The sequence below is a fragment of the Janthinobacterium leeuwenhoeki genome (assembly GCF_051380795.1).
In the GTDB taxonomy this organism is placed as follows: Bacteria; Pseudomonadota; Gammaproteobacteria; order Burkholderiales; family Burkholderiaceae_D; genus Janthinobacterium.
Genome location: NZ_JBNYXT010000006.1, coordinates 115,287 through 132,829, shown reverse-complemented (window position 1 = coordinate 132,829; position 17,543 = coordinate 115,287). Strand labels below are relative to the sequence as shown.

The 17,543-nt window shown below is 59.9% G+C and carries 18 protein-coding genes; 12 read left to right on the top strand and 6 right to left on the bottom strand.

Going from position 1 to position 17,543, the window contains the following annotated elements; genetic code table 11:
* Nucleotides 1-16: 16 nt before the first annotated feature.
* Nucleotides 17-616: a hypothetical protein gene (locus ACQ4WS_RS07780; protein WP_436475115.1), complete on the bottom strand. Its 600-nt coding sequence runs from the start codon at nt 614-616 to the stop codon at nt 17-19.
* Between the two features lie 241 nt (nt 617-857).
* On the opposite strand from ACQ4WS_RS07780, the gene ACQ4WS_RS07775 reads away from it, so the two are divergent.
* Entirely contained in the window at nt 858-1,583 is a 726-nt protein-coding gene (locus ACQ4WS_RS07775) for an HAD family hydrolase (protein ID WP_436475113.1), read from the top strand.
* A gap of 117 nt (nt 1,584-1,700) precedes the next feature.
* Nucleotides 1,701-2,717, top strand: a complete 1,017-nt coding sequence (gene hrcA / locus ACQ4WS_RS07770; protein WP_436475112.1) for a heat-inducible transcriptional repressor HrcA — start codon at nt 1,701-1,703, stop codon at nt 2,715-2,717.
* Nucleotides 2,718-2,777: 60 nt separating this feature from the next.
* Here hrcA and fur read toward each other — a convergent pair whose 3' ends face one another.
* Nucleotides 2,778-3,209: a ferric iron uptake transcriptional regulator gene (gene fur / locus ACQ4WS_RS07765; RefSeq protein ID WP_071075246.1), complete on the bottom strand. Its 432-nt coding sequence runs from the start codon at nt 3,207-3,209 to the stop codon at nt 2,778-2,780.
* A gap of 196 nt (nt 3,210-3,405) precedes the next feature.
* Between fur and ACQ4WS_RS07760 the strand changes: the two genes are divergently transcribed.
* Genes ACQ4WS_RS07760 through ACQ4WS_RS07750 form a run of 3 tightly spaced genes read left to right on the top strand, consistent with a single transcriptional unit; the run spans nt 3,406 to nt 5,199 of the window.
* The gene (locus tag ACQ4WS_RS07760; RefSeq protein ID WP_436475261.1) at nt 3,406-4,035 is read left to right on the top strand and encodes an outer membrane protein assembly factor BamE; all 630 of its coding nucleotides are present in this window, start codon (nt 3,406-3,408) and stop codon (nt 4,033-4,035) included.
* 19 nt (nt 4,036-4,054) lie between these two features.
* Nucleotides 4,055-4,864, top strand: coding sequence for a 4-hydroxy-tetrahydrodipicolinate reductase (gene dapB, locus ACQ4WS_RS07755; RefSeq protein WP_436475110.1), 810 nt, complete (start codon nt 4,055-4,057; stop codon nt 4,862-4,864).
* Nucleotides 4,865-4,872: 8 nt separating this feature from the next.
* Nucleotides 4,873-5,199, top strand: a complete 327-nt coding sequence (locus tag ACQ4WS_RS07750) for a barstar family protein (protein ID WP_436475108.1) — start codon at nt 4,873-4,875, stop codon at nt 5,197-5,199.
* A 93-nt stretch (nt 5,200-5,292) separates the two neighbouring features.
* Here the strand turns inward: ACQ4WS_RS07750 and ACQ4WS_RS07745 are convergent, their stop codons facing one another.
* Nucleotides 5,293-6,540: a CaiB/BaiF CoA transferase family protein gene (locus ACQ4WS_RS07745; RefSeq protein ID WP_436475106.1), complete on the bottom strand. Its 1,248-nt coding sequence runs from the start codon at nt 6,538-6,540 to the stop codon at nt 5,293-5,295.
* Complete coding sequence (locus tag ACQ4WS_RS07740; protein WP_035822683.1) at nt 6,540-7,718, bottom strand: acyl-CoA dehydrogenase; 1,179 nt, start codon at nt 7,716-7,718, stop codon at nt 6,540-6,542. The genes ACQ4WS_RS07745 and ACQ4WS_RS07740 overlap by 1 nt, the downstream gene beginning before the upstream one ends.
* A 159-nt stretch (nt 7,719-7,877) precedes the next feature.
* On the opposite strand from ACQ4WS_RS07740, the gene ACQ4WS_RS07735 reads away from it, so the two are divergent.
* On the top strand, nt 7,878-8,783 hold the full coding sequence (locus tag ACQ4WS_RS07735; RefSeq protein ID WP_436475105.1) for a LysR substrate-binding domain-containing protein: 906 nt from the start codon (nt 7,878-7,880) through the stop codon (nt 8,781-8,783).
* Nucleotides 8,784-8,789: 6 nt separating this feature from the next.
* Here the strand turns inward: ACQ4WS_RS07735 and ACQ4WS_RS07730 are convergent, their stop codons facing one another.
* Together ACQ4WS_RS07730 and ACQ4WS_RS07725 are read right to left on the bottom strand one after the other, a co-directional pair.
* Nucleotides 8,790-9,191 carry a VOC family protein gene (locus ACQ4WS_RS07730; RefSeq protein WP_436475103.1) on the bottom strand — a complete coding sequence of 134 codons (402 nt, stop codon included), beginning with the start codon at nt 9,189-9,191 and terminating at the stop codon, nt 8,790-8,792.
* A 40-nt stretch (nt 9,192-9,231) separates the two neighbouring features.
* A complete protein-coding gene (locus ACQ4WS_RS07725; protein ID WP_436475101.1) occupies nt 9,232-10,020 on the bottom strand; it encodes an AraC family transcriptional regulator in 789 nt (262 codons plus the stop codon).
* Between the two features lie 150 nt (nt 10,021-10,170).
* On the opposite strand from ACQ4WS_RS07725, the gene leuS reads away from it, so the two are divergent.
* From leuS to ACQ4WS_RS07695, 6 genes are read left to right on the top strand one after another with little or no spacing between them, the layout of a single operon-like run.
* Nucleotides 10,171-12,810: a leucine--tRNA ligase gene (gene leuS, locus ACQ4WS_RS07720; RefSeq protein ID WP_436475100.1), complete on the top strand. Its 2,640-nt coding sequence runs from the start codon at nt 10,171-10,173 to the stop codon at nt 12,808-12,810.
* 2 nt (nt 12,811-12,812) lie between these two features.
* Nucleotides 12,813-13,412: an LPS-assembly lipoprotein LptE gene (locus ACQ4WS_RS07715; RefSeq protein WP_436475099.1), complete on the top strand. Its 600-nt coding sequence runs from the start codon at nt 12,813-12,815 to the stop codon at nt 13,410-13,412.
* A gap of 10 nt (nt 13,413-13,422) precedes the next feature.
* Nucleotides 13,423-14,439: a DNA polymerase III subunit delta gene (gene holA / locus ACQ4WS_RS07710; RefSeq protein WP_131685764.1), complete on the top strand. Its 1,017-nt coding sequence runs from the start codon at nt 13,423-13,425 to the stop codon at nt 14,437-14,439.
* 23 nt (nt 14,440-14,462) lie between these two features.
* Entirely contained in the window at nt 14,463-15,734 is a 1,272-nt protein-coding gene (locus tag ACQ4WS_RS07705; protein WP_436475097.1) for a glutamate-5-semialdehyde dehydrogenase, read from the top strand.
* A gap of 9 nt (nt 15,735-15,743) precedes the next feature.
* Nucleotides 15,744-16,943 carry an AAA family ATPase gene (locus ACQ4WS_RS07700; RefSeq protein WP_436475095.1) on the top strand — a complete coding sequence of 400 codons (1,200 nt, stop codon included), beginning with the start codon at nt 15,744-15,746 and terminating at the stop codon, nt 16,941-16,943.
* Nucleotides 16,937-17,542 carry a DUF4276 family protein gene (locus tag ACQ4WS_RS07695; protein WP_436475094.1) on the top strand — a complete coding sequence of 202 codons (606 nt, stop codon included), beginning with the start codon at nt 16,937-16,939 and terminating at the stop codon, nt 17,540-17,542. Before ACQ4WS_RS07700 ends, ACQ4WS_RS07695 begins: the two co-directional genes overlap by 7 nt.
* Nucleotide 17,543 lies beyond the last annotated feature (1 nt).

The following is a 17,543-nucleotide window of genomic DNA, read 5'->3' as shown; positions in this document are numbered from 1 at the left end:
TGACGGATCGCAAGGATTACTGCGGCGTGCAGTCAAGTGTGGCCGCGGTCGTGGCGGCAGAACCCATCGTGCCGACCGTATCGCTGCCGTCGGCACTCTTTGAACCCTGGAAGCGGCACGTCAGGCCCGTTGGCTGATCCAATATGGAAATGCCGTATGCGGCGCCGTCATCAACGCTTGTGAATTCGTAGGCGGTGACGCCTTTCAGTGGACTGGTGCGGTTGGGGGCCATCACCAGGCGCAAGCCATCGGCGGTCAGGCCCGTGATCGTGCCGCTGAGCGGGTAGGTATTGGTCTTGCAGTTCACCTGGGCCGTGGTCACGGAGTAGCTCGATGCCTTGCCAACGCCATTGATAATGGTGCAAACGGCGCCCTTGGGCTGTTGCGCGATGGTGATATCGTAGCGGTCATCGGTCTTGACCAGCTTGGTGAAAACAGCGCTGGACAGGCCCGCAGTAACCGGCAAGCGTTCCCCGTCATTCAGGAGAATCAGGCCATCCTTGGCCAGGCCGCTGACTGCGACTTGCAGATACAGGTTGCCGCCGCTGCCGCCGCAGGCTGCCAGTGTGACGGCGCAAGCCGCCGCCAGCATCGAGCGCAGGTACAAATTTTTCATACATTCTCCAAAACGAATTAGGTTGGGTAGCGCAACGCGGACGCTGGCGCCGCATTGGAATGGCGCCTATTTTAGTCTATCTGGCAAGCTGGATGATCTTGCCTTGTATCACCCTGTAACAATTTTTCGCCGGGAAGTGCTGGCCCGGCCCCATTTCACGGGGGCACTGCCATGCCGGCGGCGATCGGTGCGACAATAGCTGCACCCTGCGCACTGTGACGCAGCATCCATTGTGAGTCCCATGTCCCTTGCCCCTGTAAAATCCGCCGTGCCGCCCAAGGCCATCCTGTTCGACCTCGACGATACCTTGTGGCCCATCGCGCCCGTGATTGCCGCCGCGGAAACCCTGCTGCACGACTGGCTGGCCACGCATGCGCCCAAGGTGGCGCAGCAGTTTTCCATCGAGGTGCTGCGCCAGCAGCGTCTGGCCATGCTCAATGCGCAGCCGCATTTTCATGGCAATCTGATCGAGTTGCGCCGCGCCGGCTTGCTGACCGCATTCGAGGCGGCCGGCGAGGATCCCGCCCTCGTCGACGGAGCTATCCTGCACTTCCTGGCCGCGCGCAATCGCGTCCAGCCGTATGACGACGTCTTGCCGGGTCTGGCCTGGATGCGCCAGCGCATGCTGGTCGGTTCCATCTCGAATGGCAATGCAGACCTTGAAATTATCGGTCTGGCGCAGCATTTCAAGGTATCGATAGCCGCCAGCGACTTTGGCGTGGCCAAGCCCGACGCCAGCATCTTCCTCGCCGCTTGCGCCGCGCTGGACGTGGCGCCGCATGAAGCCGTGTATGTCGGCGACGATTTGTATTTCGACGTGACGGGAGCGCAGGGGGCCGGCATGCGTGCCGTCTGGATGAACCGCAAGGGCAGCGACGCGCATCTGGCCGCCGGGGTGCAGCCCGACGCCATCTGCGCCAACTTTGACGAGTTGCTGCGATGGCTGCAGCAGCAACTGGAAGATTGAACACCGCTGGACGGGCGAACGTGCATAATAGGCGCTGTTGCTGCATGTTCGGCCGCTTTCGTTGCCGCTTGCCTAACAATATGTTTGTTTAAAGAATATTTGCTTACCTAAGACACCATGCAACTCGATACACGTGCCCAAACACTGCTGAAAGCCCTGGTCGAGCGATATATCGCCGACGGCCTGCCGGTCGGTTCGCGCGCCTTGTCGAAAATCTCCGGCCTGGACCTGTCGCCGGCCACGATCCGCAACATCATGGCCGATCTGGAAGAACTCGGGTATGTGTCCAGTCCGCACACTTCGGCCGGACGCATACCGACGCCGCGCGGCTACCGTATCTTTGTCGATACCTTGCTGACTGTCAGGCATCTGGACGAGCACCTGGTGGAGTCGCGCATGCGCCTGCAGACGCCGCAGCCGCAAAAAACCATCGCCAACGCGGCGCAGATGCTGTCCTCGCTGTCGCAGTTTGCCGGCGTCGTGCTCAGTCCGCGCCGCGAATCCGTGTTCCAGCAAATTGAATTCCTGCGCCTGTCGGAAAAACGCATCCTGCTCGTCATCGTTGCCCCCGGCGGCGACGTGCAGAACCGTTTATTGCTGACGGAGGCCGACTATACGCCAGCGCAGCTGGTGCAGTCGGCCAATTACATCAACCAGAATTATGGCGGCCTGTCCTTCGACGCCGTACGCGTGCGCCTGCAGGGCGAATTGCGCCAGTTGCGCGACGATATGGGCAGCCTGATGCAGGCGGCCGTGGAAGCGGGCAGCGAAGCGATGGCCGACCATAGCGATGACATGGTGATTTCCGGCGAGCGCAACTTGCTCAGCGTGAGCGATCTGTCATCGAATATGCATTCGCTGCGCCAGATGTTCGACATGTTCGAGCAAAAAACGGGCTTGATGCAGCTGCTCGATGTGTCGAGCAAGGCGACGGGCGTGCAGATATTCATTGGCGGCGAATCGAACCTGGTGCCGATGGATGAGATGAGCGTGGTGACGGCGCCGTATGAAGTCAACGGCAAGATCGTGGGCACGCTGGGAGTGATCGGACCGACGCGCATGGCCTACGAGCGCGTCATTCCGATTGTCGATATCACGGCCAAGTTGCTGTCAAGCGCACTCAGCCATAATTGAGCTTACGGCGCTGACGCGCCAGCCGCTCCCGTGGGAACGACCGGCGGAATGTGTCAGACCTCAGGCGGTCTTGTGCGGGCAAGCCGTCTTGATGCAGTTGCCATAGATGGCCAAAGCGTGTTCGGCGATCTTGAAACCGCGCTCTTCGGCCACTTTTTGCTGGCGGATTTCGATGTCTTCGTCGAAGAATTCTTCGACCCGGCCACAGTCGAGGCACACCAGATGGTCGTGGTGGGAGCCTTCGTTGAGCTCGAAAATCGCCTTGCCGGTTTCAAAATGGTTGCGGTTGAGCAAGCCTGCCTGTTCGAATTGGGTGAGGACGCGGTAGACGGTTGCTAAGCCGACATCCATATTATCGGCCAGCAGAATTTTATAGACGTCTTCCGCGGTCAGGTGGCGTACCGGGCTACTCTGGAAGATATCGAGTATCTTCAGCCGTGGCAAGGTGGCTTTCAGGCCGCTTGCCTTGAGATCACTAGGATTGTTACTCATGTTTGTTGCTCGTATGTGGGTCAGGTGCTTTATCATATAGCGTTTTGTCGGGGAGTGCCAAAATATGCTTTTTTTTGGCGGGCCGGTCACTCCTGGCGTTTTGTTCATCCAATTGAGGTCATTTATGCGCGTAACACCGGCTGTATTGCCATCTCTCTGGCACCGTATTTCATTTCGAGCACCAGTCGTGGCAGGCATGGTCTGTGTCGCGCTGGCCATGTCCGGCTGCGCCAGCCGAGGCATCCTGGGTGAAAAGCCTGCAGCTGCTCAAAAAGAAGGCAAGGAACTGGTCCCCGAACAGGGCGCACAAACGACCACCATTACGCCGCTGCAAAAATTCATGTGGTTTTTCTCGCCATACCGTCCTGACATTCAACAAGGCAACTTTGTCTCTGAGGAGATGCTGGCCCAGTTGAAAGTGGGCATGACGCGCGACCAGGTGCGCTTCGTCCTCGGCACCTCGCTGCTGACCGATATCTTCCATGCCGACCGCTGGGATTACCCATTCCGCCTGGCCCGGGGCAGTGGTGAAACCACCAGCAGCCGCGTGGTCGTGTACTTCGGCAAGGATGGCAAGGTTGAGCGTTTCGAAGGCGGCAACTTGCCAACGGAGAAAGAATACATCGACCGCATCGCCGGTCCGTCGCCGTTCGCCAAGGTCGCCAAGGCCGGCGTGCCTGCCGCCACCGTGCCATCGCCCGTGGCGCCAAGCGCCGTGCCGGTGCCGGCCGATGCCGCGCCAGCCATTCCTGTGAGCAAGCCTGCGCTTGTACCTGCACCCGCGCCTGCCGCCGAGCCTGCACCTGCTGCCGAACCTACCAAATAAGTTGCCGTAAGAGAATAAAATGACTGAAATGAAAATTGCCATCGCTGGCGCCAGCGGCCGCATGGGCCATATCCTGATCGAAGCGGTCAGCAATGCGCCCGACGCCGTGCTGGCCGGCGCGCTGGACCGTGTTGGTTCGCCCTCCGTTGGCCAGGATGCTGCCGCCTTTCTCGGCAAACCTGCCGGCGTGCTGATCGAGTCCGATTTGGCCACCGGCCTGGCCGGCGCCGATTACCTGATCGACTTCACGCGTCCCGAAGGCACTTTGCAGCACCTGGCGTATTGCGCCGAGCACGGCATCAAGATGATCATCGGCACCACCGGTTTCGATGACGCTGGCAAGGCCGCCATTGCCGCCGCCGCCGAAAAAACGGCCATCATGTTCGCGCCGAACATGAGCGTGGGCGTGAACGTCACCATGAAGCTGCTGGAGCTGGCCGCGAAAAGCCTGTCCGAAGGCTACGACATTGAAATCATCGAAGCCCATCACCGCCACAAGGTCGATGCGCCATCGGGCACCGCCCTGCAAATGGGTGAAGTGGTGGCCGGCGCCCTGGGCCGCGACTTGAAGGAATGCGCCGTGTATGGCCGCGAAGGCGTGACGGGCGAACGCGACCCGTCGACCATCGGCTTTGCCACCATCCGCGGCGGCGATATCGTGGGCGACCATACGGTGCTGTTTGCCGGCATCGGCGAGCGCATCGAGATCAGCCACAAGTCGAGCAGCCGCGTCACCTACGCCCACGGCGCTCTGCGCGCCGCGCGTTTCCTGGCCGACAAGCCGACCGGCCTGTTCGACATGCAGGACGTGTTGTCGCTGAAGAACTGAGGAAGACCATGGCCACTGCCATCCTGAATGGAAAAGACATCACCGACGCAGCGAGCTTTCACGCCCAATGCGTGCAAGCCTTCGGTTTCCCCGAATTCTACGGCAACAGCATGGATGCCTGGGTCGATTGCCTCAGCTACCTGCGCGACGAAGACGGCATGAGCAAGTTCCGTCTGAAGCCGAATGAAGTGCTGGAAATCGTCGTGCAAGACGCGCAGGCAATGAAGGCGCAAGTGCCGGATTTACTGGAAGAAATCACCTTCTGTATCGCTGGCATCAATGAGCGCTATGACGATTATGGCGAGAAGCCGGCGTTGAAATTGACGCTGAAGTAATTCCGGGGTCAGTCGCTTCGCGATCGGAATGCGCCCGATTCGGGCGCATTCCCCCTCAGGGTCCGACCCCAGCCGTTCCGCCGTTGGGGTGAGTCACACCACCTTGCGTTCGCGCAAGCCGTCAATCTCCCCACTCTCCAATCCCAACCACTGCTGCAGCACTTCCTGCGTATGCTGGCCCAGCAACGGTGGCGGCAAGCGGTATTGCACCGGCGAGCCGGACAGGCGCACGGGATTGGCCACCAGCGCCACCGTGCCCGCCGTCGGATGCGGCATCTCCACTTTCAAGCCACGCGCCACCACTTGTGGGTCGGCAAAGACCTGGTCGATGCGGTTGACGGGGCCGCACGGCACGGCTTGCGCCTCGAAGGCGCTGATCCACTCGGCCGTCGTGCGCATGACCGTGGTCTGGCGCATCAGGGGGATCAAGATCGCCCGGTGCGCCACGCGCTGCGGATTGGTAGCGAAGCGTTCATCCTGCGCCCATTCCGGGTGGCCGGCGACGGCGCAGAAGCGCGAAAACTGCCCATCGTTGCCGATCGCCAGAATCATGTCGCCATCGGCCGTGGGAAAGTCTTGATATGGAACAATGTTCGGATGCGCATTGCCCATGCGCTGCGGCACTTTTCCCCCGCACAAGTAGTTGGCTGCCTGGTTGCCCAGCGCCGCCACTTGCACGTCGAGCAAGGCCAGGTCGATATGCTGGCCCAGGCCCGAGCGTTCCCGTTCGGCCAGCGCCGCCTGCACGGCGATGGTGGCGTACAGGCCCGTCAGGATGTCCGTCTGCGCCACGCCCACTTTTTGCGGCCCGGCCCCCGGCTGGCCATCGGGCACGCCCGTGATGCTCATCAGGCCGCCCATGCCCTGGATCAAAAAGTCATAGCCGGCGCGCGCCGCGTACGGCCCGTCCTGGCCGAAGCCTGTGATGGAACAGTAAACGAGGCGCGGATTGAGTGCCAGCAAGCTGGCCGCGTCCAAACCGTATTGCTGCAAGCCGTTTACTTTGAAATTTTCCAGCAAGACATCCGCTTCGGCCGCCAGCTGGCGCACCAGCGCTTGCCCTTCCGGGGCGGCCAGGTCGATGCACAGCGAACGCTTGTTGCGGTTGGCGCACTGGAAGTAGGCCGCCTCGGCCGTATTGCGGCCGTCTTCATCTTTCAGATACGGCGGGCCCCACGAGCGCGTGTCGTCGCCGCGGCCCGGCTGTTCGACCTTGACCACGTCGGCACCGAGGTCGGCCAGCATTTGTCCGGCCCACGGGCCGGCCAGCACGCGCGACAGGTCGAGCACGCGCAAGCCGGTCAGCGGCGCGGGCCGCAAGGTGGAAGCCAAGGCGTCCATTAGTTGAAGGCGGCGATGCCGGTGATGGCGCGGCCGATGATCAGCGCGTGCACATCGTGCGTGCCTTCATAGGTGTTGACCACTTCCAGGTTGACCAGGTGGCGGATGACGCCGAACTCGTCGGAAATGCCGTTGCCACCCATCATGTCGCGCGCCACGCGGGCAATATCGAGCGCCTTGCCGCAGCTGTTGCGTTTCATGATAGAGGTGATTTCCACGGCGGGCGAACCCTCATCCTTCATGCGGCCCAGGCGCAAGCAGCCTTGCAAGCCCATGGTGATTTCCGTCAACATGTCGGCCAGTTTCTTTTGCACCAGCTGGTTCGCGGCCAGTGGGCGGCCGAATTGCTGACGGTCCATCGTGTACTGGCGCGCCTTCAGGTAGCAGTCTTCGGCCGCGCCCAGCGCGCCCCAGGCGATGCCGTAGCGGGCGCTGTTCAGGCATGTGAACGGGCCTTTCAGGCCGCGCACGTCGGGGAAGGCGTTTTCCTCTGGGCAAAACACTTCATCCATGACGATTTCACCCGTGATGCTGGTGCGCAAGCCCACCTTGCCGTGGATTTCCGGCGCCGACAGGCCTTTCCAGCCTTTTTCCAGCACGAAACCGCGGATGGCGCCTTCATCATCCTTGGCCCAGACGACGAACACGTCGGCAATCGGGCTGTTGGTGATCCACATCTTGGCGCCGGAGAGGCTATAGCCGCCCGGCACTTTGCGCGCGCGCGTGACCATGCTGCCAGGATCGGAGCCGTGGTTCGGTTCCGTCAAGCCGAAGCAGCCGATGAATTCGCCCGTTGCCAGCTTCGGCAGGTATTTCTGTTTGGTTTCTTCGTTGCCGAAGGCGTTGATCGGCACCATCACCAAGGACGATTGCACGCTCATCATCGAGCGGTAGCCCGAATCGACGCGCTCGACTTCGCGCGCGGCCAGGCCGTAGCACACGTAGTTCAGGCCGGCGCCGCCGTATTCTTCGGGTATCGTCGTGCCCAGCAAGCCCAGTTCGCCCATTTCGCGGAAGATGGCGGCGTCCGTGCGTCCATGGCGGAACGATTCGAGCACGCGCGGCACCAGGCTGCCCTGGCAATAATCGCGCGCCGCTTCCAGCACGGCGCGTTCGTCGCCCGTCAGTTGTTCTTCCAGCAGCAGGGGGGAATTCCAGTCGAATACGGTTTTGCTCATCACAGGCCTCGCAGGTGAGCGCCGGTGATCGGCGCAAGATTGAATATGGCTCATGGTAGGTTTTTGCCTAGCCTTGCGCAAACGATTTTTTCGCACCCAGACATGCGCGTTACGCATATCTTGCGGCATACTAGGGTCTTTTACCAGCCGGATACTCCCATGTCACGCAAAATTCCCATGCTGCAAGCGCTGAACTGCTTCGAGGCGGCTGCGCGGCACCAGAGCTACACGCATGCGGCGCGCGAACTGTCGCTGACGCAAAGCGCCGTGTCGCGGCAGATTTCCTCCCTGGAAACTTTTCTTGGCGTGCAATTGTTCCAGCGCACGCGCCATGGCGTGTTGCTGACCAGCGCCGGCGCCGCGTATGCGCGGCAAATCGCCGCCCGCCTCGATGGCCTGGAGCGCGACACGCTCGACACCATGGCGCGCCAGGGCGGTGGCGGCGCCTTGCAGCTGGCCTCGGTGCCCACGTTTGCCACGCGCTGGCTGATGCCACGGCTGTCTTCGTTGGCCGGCTTGCACCCGGACATCGTCGTGCATATCGACGCCTACACGAAACCGTTCATGTTTGCCGATACGGAATACGATGGCGCCCTGTACGCGGGTACGCCCGAGCAGCTGGCGCGCTGGCCCGGCACGCGCGCCACCCTGCTCATGCATGAAGAAATCGTGCCCGTCGCCAGCCCGCGCCTGCTGGCGGCGCGCAGCCAGTGGCAGCCGCAGGATTTGCTGGAGCTGACCTTGTTGCAACAAAGTACGCGCCCGGGCGCCTGGCGCCAATGGTTTGACGCCATGCAGGTCGAGGGAGAGGGGCGCGACAGGGCGCACTACGGCGCCCGCTACGAATTGTTTTCCATGCTGGCCATGGCGGCCGTGCAAGGGCAAGGCGTGGTCTTGCTGCCACGCATGCTGGTCGAAGCGGAACTGGCGCGCGGCGAACTGCGCATCGCATGCGAGCGCCCACTGCGCGGGCAGCGGGCGTATTACCTGATCACGCCCGAAACGGCGCATGAAAAGACGGCCTTGCAGCAATTCCGGCTGTGGCTGCAAGGCGAAGCCGCTTAAGGCAACTTACATCACCTTGGCGGTATCGAAATGGGGATTGTCGATGAGGCCGATCTGGTTGCCGAACGGGTCGAGCAATTCCACCGTGCGGATGCCGTCACCCACATCCGTGATCGGATGGTGCAGGCTGCCGCCCAGCGCAACGATGCGTTCAACTTCCTGCTCGATGCCGTCCACGCCCCAGTACGTCACGCTGCCCTGCGTGCCTGGTTCGCCGCCCGGCATCAGCCCAAGCTCGAAGCCGCCGATGGCAAAGCCGACATAGAACGGCTGGTCGAAATAGGGCGTGGTATTGAATACCTGGCTGTACCAGGCCTTGGCCTTGTCCAGGTCGGGGACGGGATAGGTGACGGTGCGCAAGCCCTTGATCATGTTCTGCTCCTGATGAATGAAGAATGACGTCATCATGCCACCGGCGCGCGGCGCGTGATTGTAAAAATGGAAGGTTTCAATGGTGGCGGCGCAGGAACCACGCCTCGGGCGAACTGCGGGCGAAATCCTGGAAGTCGTGGATCAGGTGCGACTGGTCGAAATAGCCAAATTGCAAGGCGACTTGTGCCCAGTCTGGCTGTCCCGCCAGGCTAGTCAGCCTCTGGCTGGCGGCGCGAAAACGGCAGATACGGGCAAACAGTTTCGGGCTGATGCCCACTTGCTGGCGAAATTGCAGCGCCAGGTGCTGGCGCGACACGCCCAGTTGCCGCGCCAGCCCATCCACGCGCACCTGGCCGCATGCGCGCTCGATGGCCGCGATGGCGTGTTCGGCCGCGCCGGGCGGGCGCCGTGGCGGTGCGGTGCGCAGGCGCAGCAGTAGATAATCTTGCAAGATAGAAATTCTTTGCGGGTTGGACAAGGGCTCGCTCCACAGGGCGTCACCCAGGCGCGCCGCCAGTTCGCGGCCCCACAGTTGCTGCAATCCTGTGCGTCCATCGCTGAGCTCGCACAAGGGCAGCTGGAAGAAGCGCGCTGCCGCGCCCGGCTTGAAGCGGGCCGCCACCGTCTGCACGAGGCCCTGGCTGACGACGGCGACCGGCGCCGTCATCATGCCCACGGCAAAGCTGGCATCTTGCTGGTCCTGGCACAGGATGTCGATGCAATTGTCCGGCAAGATCTGGTGCGTGAGGGGCGTGGCGCCCGTTTGCACGCGGCAGGTCCAGACGCAGTCCAGCCAGGGCCGCAGGGCGGGGATGGGCAGATATTCCTGGTAGACGATCATGGCCAGCTTTGATGCAAAGAACAAGATTGTATATATATTACACAGCATAATTGTGCGCCGGCCAAAATATGCCAGCCCGGGCCGTCAGCGCGCCGCGCTATCGGGCGGCGACAACCAGTATAATGCTCGGTTTATATCCACTATTGGCCGGGCCACGCTGGTCGCACATCCATTATGCAAGATAAATATAGTCCCGCCGACGTCGAACAAGCCGCCCAATCGCACTGGAAGGCGATCGACGCCTATAAAGCCGTCGAACACGACCCGCGTTTCCCAAAGGGCAAGTATTTTGCCTGCTCGATGCTGCCTTACCCTTCGGGCAAGCTGCACATGGGTCACGTGCGCAACTATACGATCAATGACGTGATGTACCGCTACCTGCGCATGAACGGCTACAACGTGCTCATGCCGATGGGCTGGGATGCGTTCGGCATGCCGGCGGAAAACGCGGCCATGGCCAATAACGTGCCGCCCGCGCAATGGACGTATTCGAATATCGCTCACATGAAGCAGCAGATGGAATCGATGGGCCTGGCCATCGACTGGTCGCGCGAAATGACCGCCTGCAAGCCTGAATACTACAAGTGGAACCAGTGGATGTTCCTGAAGATGCTGGAAAAAGGCATCATCTACAAGAAGACCGGTACCGTGAACTGGGATCCGATCGACCAGACCGTGCTGGCCAACGAACAAGTCGTCGATGGCCGCGGCTGGCGTTCGGGCGCGCTGATCGAAAAGCGCGAAATCCCCATGTACTACGCGCGCATCACCGATTACGCGGAAGAATTGCTGGCCTATGTGGATGACAAGCTGCCGGGCTGGCCCGAGCGCGTGCGCACCATGCAGACCAACTGGATCGGCAAGTCGACGGGCGTGCGCTTCGCCTTCCCGCATGCAATCAAGGATGCCGAAGGCGCCCTGATCGGCGACGGCAAGCTGTATGTGTTTACCACCCGTCCGGACACCGTCATGGGCGTGACCTTCTGCGCCGTGGCCGCCGAGCACCCGCTGGCCATCCACGCCGCGCAAACCAATCCTGCGCTGGCCGCCTTCAACGCCGAATGCAAACTCGGTTCCGTCATCGAAGCGGACATGGCAACGATGGAGAAGAAGGGCATGCCGACCGGCCTGTTCGTCACGCATCCGCTGACGGGCGCGCAGGTGGAAGTCTGGGTCGGCAACTACGTGCTGATCACCTACGGCGATGGCGCCGTGATGGGCGTGCCGGCACACGACGAACGCGATTTCGGCTTTGCCAAGAAATACAATCTGCCGATCAAGCAAGTCATCGAAGTCAAGGGCCAGGAATTTTCGACGGATGCCTGGCAGGAATCGTATGGCAGCAAGGATGGCGTCTGTGTCGCCTCCGGCAAATACGACGGCCTGCATTTCGCTTCCGCCGTCGATGCCGTGGCCGCCGACCTGGCCGAGCTGGGCCTGGGCGAAAAGAAAACCACCTTCCGTCTGCGCGACTGGGGCATTTCGCGTCAGCGCTACTGGGGCACGCCGATCCCGATGATCCATTGCGCCGACTGCGGCGTGGTGCCGGTGCCGGAAAAAGACTTGCCAGTGGTACTGCCGGAAGACTGCGTGCCGGACGGCACGGGCAACCCGCTGAACAAATACGAAGCGTTTTTGCAGTGCGACTGCCCGCAGTGCGGCAAGCCGGCGCGCCGCGAGACGGACACCATGGATACCTTTGTGGATTCGTCGTGGTACTACATGCGCTATACCTCGCCAGGCTCGAACGACGCCATGGTCGACGCGCGCAACGATTACTGGATGCCGATGGACCAGTACATCGGCGGCATCGAACACGCCGTCATGCACTTGCTGTACGCGCGCTTCTGGACCAAGATCATGCGCGACTTCGGCCTGGTCAAGTTCGACGAGCCATTCGTCAATCTGCTGACGCAAGGCATGGTGCTCAACGAAACCTACTTCCGCAAGGACGCGGTGGGCAAGACCACCTGGTTCAACCCGGACGACGTGCGCCTGTCCCTGGATGACAAGGGCCGTCCGCAAAGCGCCGTCCTGGTGGCCGACGGCCAGCCGGTAGAAATCGGCGGCACGGAAAAAATGTCGAAGTCGAAGAACAACGGCATCGACCCGCAAGCGCAGATCGAGCAGTACGGCGCCGACACGGCTCGTCTGTTCACCATGTTCGCTTCGCCGCCGGAACAGACGCTGGAATGGTCGGGCAGTGGCGTCGAAGGCGCGAACCGCTTCCTGCGCCGCGTGTGGAACTTCGGCTACGCCCAGTCGGCGACGATTCAAGCCGCGCTGGCTGGCGGCGCCGCACCTGCCACGGGCGACGCGCAGAAAAACCTGCGCCGCGAATTGCACAAGCTGCTGCAGCAAGCCGATTACGACTTGAAGCGCATCCAGTACAACACCGTGGTGTCGGCCTGCATGAAGATGCTCAATACGCTCGAATCGGCCAAGTTAGACGATAGCGCGCAGTCGAAAGCGCTGATCGCGGAAGGTTTCTCCATCTTCCTGCGCCTGCTCAACCCTGTGGCGCCGCATATCACCCACGTGCTGTGGCAGGAACTGGGTTACGCTGGCGTGCAGGGCGACTTGCTCAACGCGCCGTGGCCGCAAGTCGACCCGCAAGCGCTGGAGCAGTCTGAGATCGAGATGATGATCCAGGTGAACGGCAAGCTGCGCGGCTCGATCACGGTGTCCAAGGATGCGGACAAGGCCAGCATCGAAGCGGCTGCGCTGGCGTGCGAAAGTGTGCAGAAGTACGTCGAGACCACGCCGAAGAAGATCATCGTCGTGCCGGGCAAGTTAATCAGCATCGTGGTGTAATCATGACGACTTCCTCTCAAGTATCGCTGCTGGGCCGCCGTGCCGTGCTGGCTTTGGGCCTGACTGTTTTGCTGTCGGCCTGCGGCTTTCATTTGCGCGGTTCGAACGGCAGTTTCATGCTGCCGTTCGCGACGATGTACATCGGCTTGCCCGACACGTCGCCGCTGGCGATCGGCCTGAAGCGCTATATCCGTGCCATTGGCAGCACGGAGGTGGTGGGAACCAAGGATGGCGCCGACGCCGTTCTTGAGGTTCTCGCCGACCCGGAGAGGAATCGTACCAAGACCATTTTGTCGCTGAACAATAATGGCCGGGTGCAAGAGTACCAACTCGGCTATTCGATCAATTTCCGCGTGGTGGACAAGGCCGGCAACCAGTTGCTGGCACCGACTACCATCAGCCTGGTGCGCCCGATCACCTTCGACGAATCGCAGGTACTGGCCAAGGAAACCGAGGAAGCGGCGCTATACCGCGACATGCGCAACGACCTGGTGCAGCAGATCATGCGCCGCCTGGCCGCCATCAAGCCGGTGCTGCCGGCCATGTCGGTGGCGCCAGTGGCGTCCGTGACGCCGGTCGCGCCGGCAGCCCCGCAGCAGTAACGGGGACGCCATGCAATTGCGGATAGACGCGCTCGATGGGCATGTGGCCAAGCCGCTGGCGCAGCTATATGTGATCACCAGCGACGAACACCTGCTGGCGCTGGAAGCGGCCGACAAGATCCGCCGCGCGGCGCGCGCGCAGGGTTACTCCGAGCGCGACGTGCTGACGGTGGAGCGCAGCTTCAAGTGGGGCGAACTGCTGGCGGCGAACCAGGAGCTGTCGCTGTTCGGGGACAAGAAACTGATCGAGCTGCGCATCCCCACCGGCAAGCCGGGCAAGGATGGCGGCGCGGCGCTGCAAAGCTACGCGAAAAACCTCAGTCCCGACAACCTGACCCTGATCACCTTGCCCAAGCTGGATTGGGCGACGCAGAAGGCAGCCTGGGTCGCCAGCCTGCAGCAGGCGGCCGTGTATATCGACATTCCGAATGTGGAGCGGGCGCAGTTGCCTGCCTGGATATCCCAGCGCCTTTCGGCGCAGGGGCAAAGCGCCGAACGGGCCAGCATCGACTTCATCGCCGAACGGGTGGAAGGTAACTTGCTGGCGGCGCACCAGGAAATCCAGAAACTGGGTTTGCTGCATGCAGCGGGCAAGCTGACGTACGAACAAGTGCAGGACGCGGTGCTGAACGTGGCCCGCTACGATGTCTTCAAGCTGTCCGAAGCCATGCTGGCCGGCGACCCGGCGCGCCTGGTGCGCATGCTCGAAGGCTTGAAAGGCGAGGGCGAGGCACTGCCGCTGGTCTTGTGGGCCGTCTCCGAAGAAATCCGCACGCTGTTAAAATTGAAGGCCGGTATGGCGCAAGGGCGTCCTTTGGGCGCGCTGCTGAAGGAATACCGCATCTGGGGGCCGCGCGAGCGGATGATGGAGCCGGCCCTGCGGCGCATTTCGCTGCCCGTGCTGGAAGCGGCGCTGCAGCAGGCGGCGCAGGTGGACAAGATGATCAAGGGCTTGCGCGCCAAGGGCTACGCGGGCGATGCCTGGGATGCCATGCTGCAGCTGGGCCTGAAGATCGCCCGAGGCTAGGTTTTTACACTATGGATACGAGCATGGACATCAATCAATATATGCAGGACGTGGGCGTGCGCGCGCGCGCCGCTTCGCGCGCCATGGCGCGTGCCGACAGCGCCACGCGCAACCGTGCCTTGAGCCTGATCGCCGCCGCCATCGTGCGCGATGCCGATCTGCTGCGCGCGGCCAACCAGCGCGACCTCGATGCGGCTGCCGCCGCCGGCCTGGCGCCGGCCATGCTGGACCGCCTGACCCTGTCCGACGCAGCCATTGCCACCATGGTCGAAGGCTTGACGCAAATCGTCTCGCTGGCCGACCCGATCGGCGAAATCTCGAACATGAAATTCCGCCCGACGGGCATCCAGGTGGGCCAGATGCGCGTGCCGCTGGGTGTCATCGGCATCATCTATGAAGCGCGTCCGAACGTGACGGTGGACGCGGCCGGCCTGTGCATCAAGAGCGGCAACGCGACAATTTTGCGCGGCGGCTCGGAAGCGATCCATTGCAACCGCGCGCTGGCCAAGCTGGTGGCGGAGGGCTTGTTGGGAGCCGGCCTGCCTGCCGATGCCGTGCAAGTCATCGACACCACCGACCGCGCCGCCGTCGGTGCCCTCATCACCATGCCGCAGTACGTGGACGTCATCGTGCCGCGCGGCGGCAAGGGCCTGATCGCGCGCCTGATGAGCGAGGCCACCGTGCCGATGATCAAGCACCTCGATGGCATCTGCCACGTCTACATCGACGCCAAGGCCGATATCAGGAAGGCGATCGATATTGGCTTCAACGCGAAGTGCCACCGCTACGGCACCTGCAACACCATGGAAACCCTGCTGGTGTCGCGCGCCATCGCCGCTACCGTGCTGCCGCAGCTGGCCGAACTGTACCTGAGCAAGCAGGTGGAACTGCGCGCCGATCCGGAAAGCCATGCGATCCTGGCCGCCGCTGCGTATCCGCATCTGGTGCCCGCCACCGAGGAAGACTGGTCCACGGAATACCTTGCCGCGATCCTGTCGGTGAAGGTGGTCGACGGCATCGACGAAGCGATGGACCACATCAACCAGTATTCATCGAAGCACACCGAATCCATCATCACGGAAGACTACAGCGATGCGCTGCGCTTCCTGCGCGAAGTCGATTCCGCCTCGGTGATGGTGAACGCATCGACGCGTTTTGCCGATGGTTTTGAATATGGACTGGGCGCCGAGATAGGGATTTCGAACGACAAGCTGCACGCGCGTGGCCCGGTGGGACTGGAAGGCCTGACATCGCTCAAGTACGTGGTATTTGGCCACGGCGAAGTACGTAAATAAAGGTCAATTATGTTAATACAAAAAATTCATCTGAGAAATGTTTTGTCTTATGGTGAAAAAAATTCGCCTCTAGAACTACGTTCGCTAAATGTAATTATTGGCCCTAATGGTTCTGGAAAGTCAAATCTAATCGAGTGCTTGGCGGTTATGCAAGCTGCGCCAAAAAATTTGGCAGCATCAATTGGTTCAGTATCAGATTTCTTATGGAAGGGTACTGTGCAGCCGGAGGCTAAAATTGAATTGTGGCTTACTCCGTTTCAGGGTTCAATGCCGATTAAGCATCAACTGATTTTATCCGAGCGCGGAGGGCGGCTGGAATTAATAGATGAGTCGATTGAGAATTCGGAAAAGCGAAAAGCTAATCAGGCAGATGTATATTTTTTCTATCGATACAATCGAGGATGGCCTGTATTAACTACAATTGACCCAAAGAAAAATACAAGCAAAGAAGCTAAACCGCCGTCACGTGCTCTTAAACGAGAAGATATATCTATCGATCAATCTATTCTTTCCCAGAGGAAAGATCCGGATTTGTATCCAGAGCTTGCTTATGTGGAAAGTAATTATTCTTCAATGAAGATATATCGGGAGTGGCATCTGGGTAGGGGGACAATGCCCCGTAAATCTCAAAAAACTGATCTGCCAAGAACTTTTTTGGAAGAGGATGCGGGTAATCTAGCATTGGTGCTGAGTCATATGAATACCCATTTTTCGGGTGTTCGACAACGGCTTTTGGAATTGCTTGAGCGTTTGGACGAAAATATCATTGGTTTTTCTGTTGATATCGTCGGCTCAAATGAAATTCAAGTTTTTCTGTCTTATCAGGGACTTCAACAGCCAATTCCTGCAACGCGTTTGTCCGACGGAACATTGAGATATTTATGTCTCTTGGCAATTTTATGCCACCCTCAACCTCCTGCTGTCATTTGTATCGAAGAACCAGAAATGGGATTGCACCCAGATATTATTCCTACAATCGGGGAGTTATTAAAGGAAGCTTCTACGCGTTGCCAACTATTTGTAACTACTCACTCGGAAGTGCTGATTGATTCTTTAAGTGATAGCCCTGAATCTGTTTTGATTTGTGAAAAGAAAAATGGAGAGACATCGCTTTCGCGCCTTAAATCGGCTACTTTAGAGGACTGGTTGACGAAATATCGCCTTGGACAATTATGGACAATGGGGGAGTTAGGTGGTACTCGATGGTAAGTGTACGAATTTATATTGAGGGTGGTGGTGATGGTGCTGCTCAAAAAGCGGAATTTCGACAAGGATTTTCTGCTTTTTGGGAAAGAGCAGGATTGAAAGGGAAAAAACCTAAAACTGTGGTTTGCGGCTCCAGGAATTCTGCCTTTCAGGATTTTTGTTCTGCATTGAAAAGTCATCCAGATGAGATGATTTTACTTCTGATCGATAGTGAGGACCCAGTTCCACCTAATACTCCGAAATGGGATTTTCTAAAGAAGCGCGATGGATGGGATAAGCCTTTGCAGGTTGGTGAAGAACATGTTTATCTAATGATTCAAACAATGGAGGCCTGGTTGCTTGCAGATCGAATGGCTTTGCAAAATTATTACGGCAATAATTTTAATGCTTCCGCCTTGCCTTCAATTCAAAATCCAATTGAATCCTTGGGGAAGAATGCAATGTACGAATCGCTTAGGCGGGCAACGGAAAATACCACTAAAAAATCTTATAGCAAAGGGGGACATTCCTTTCAATTGATCGGATTGATCGATCCGCAGAAGGTAAAGGCATCTTGTCCAGCGGCACAACAACTCATTGATCATCTGATTGATATTTCATAAG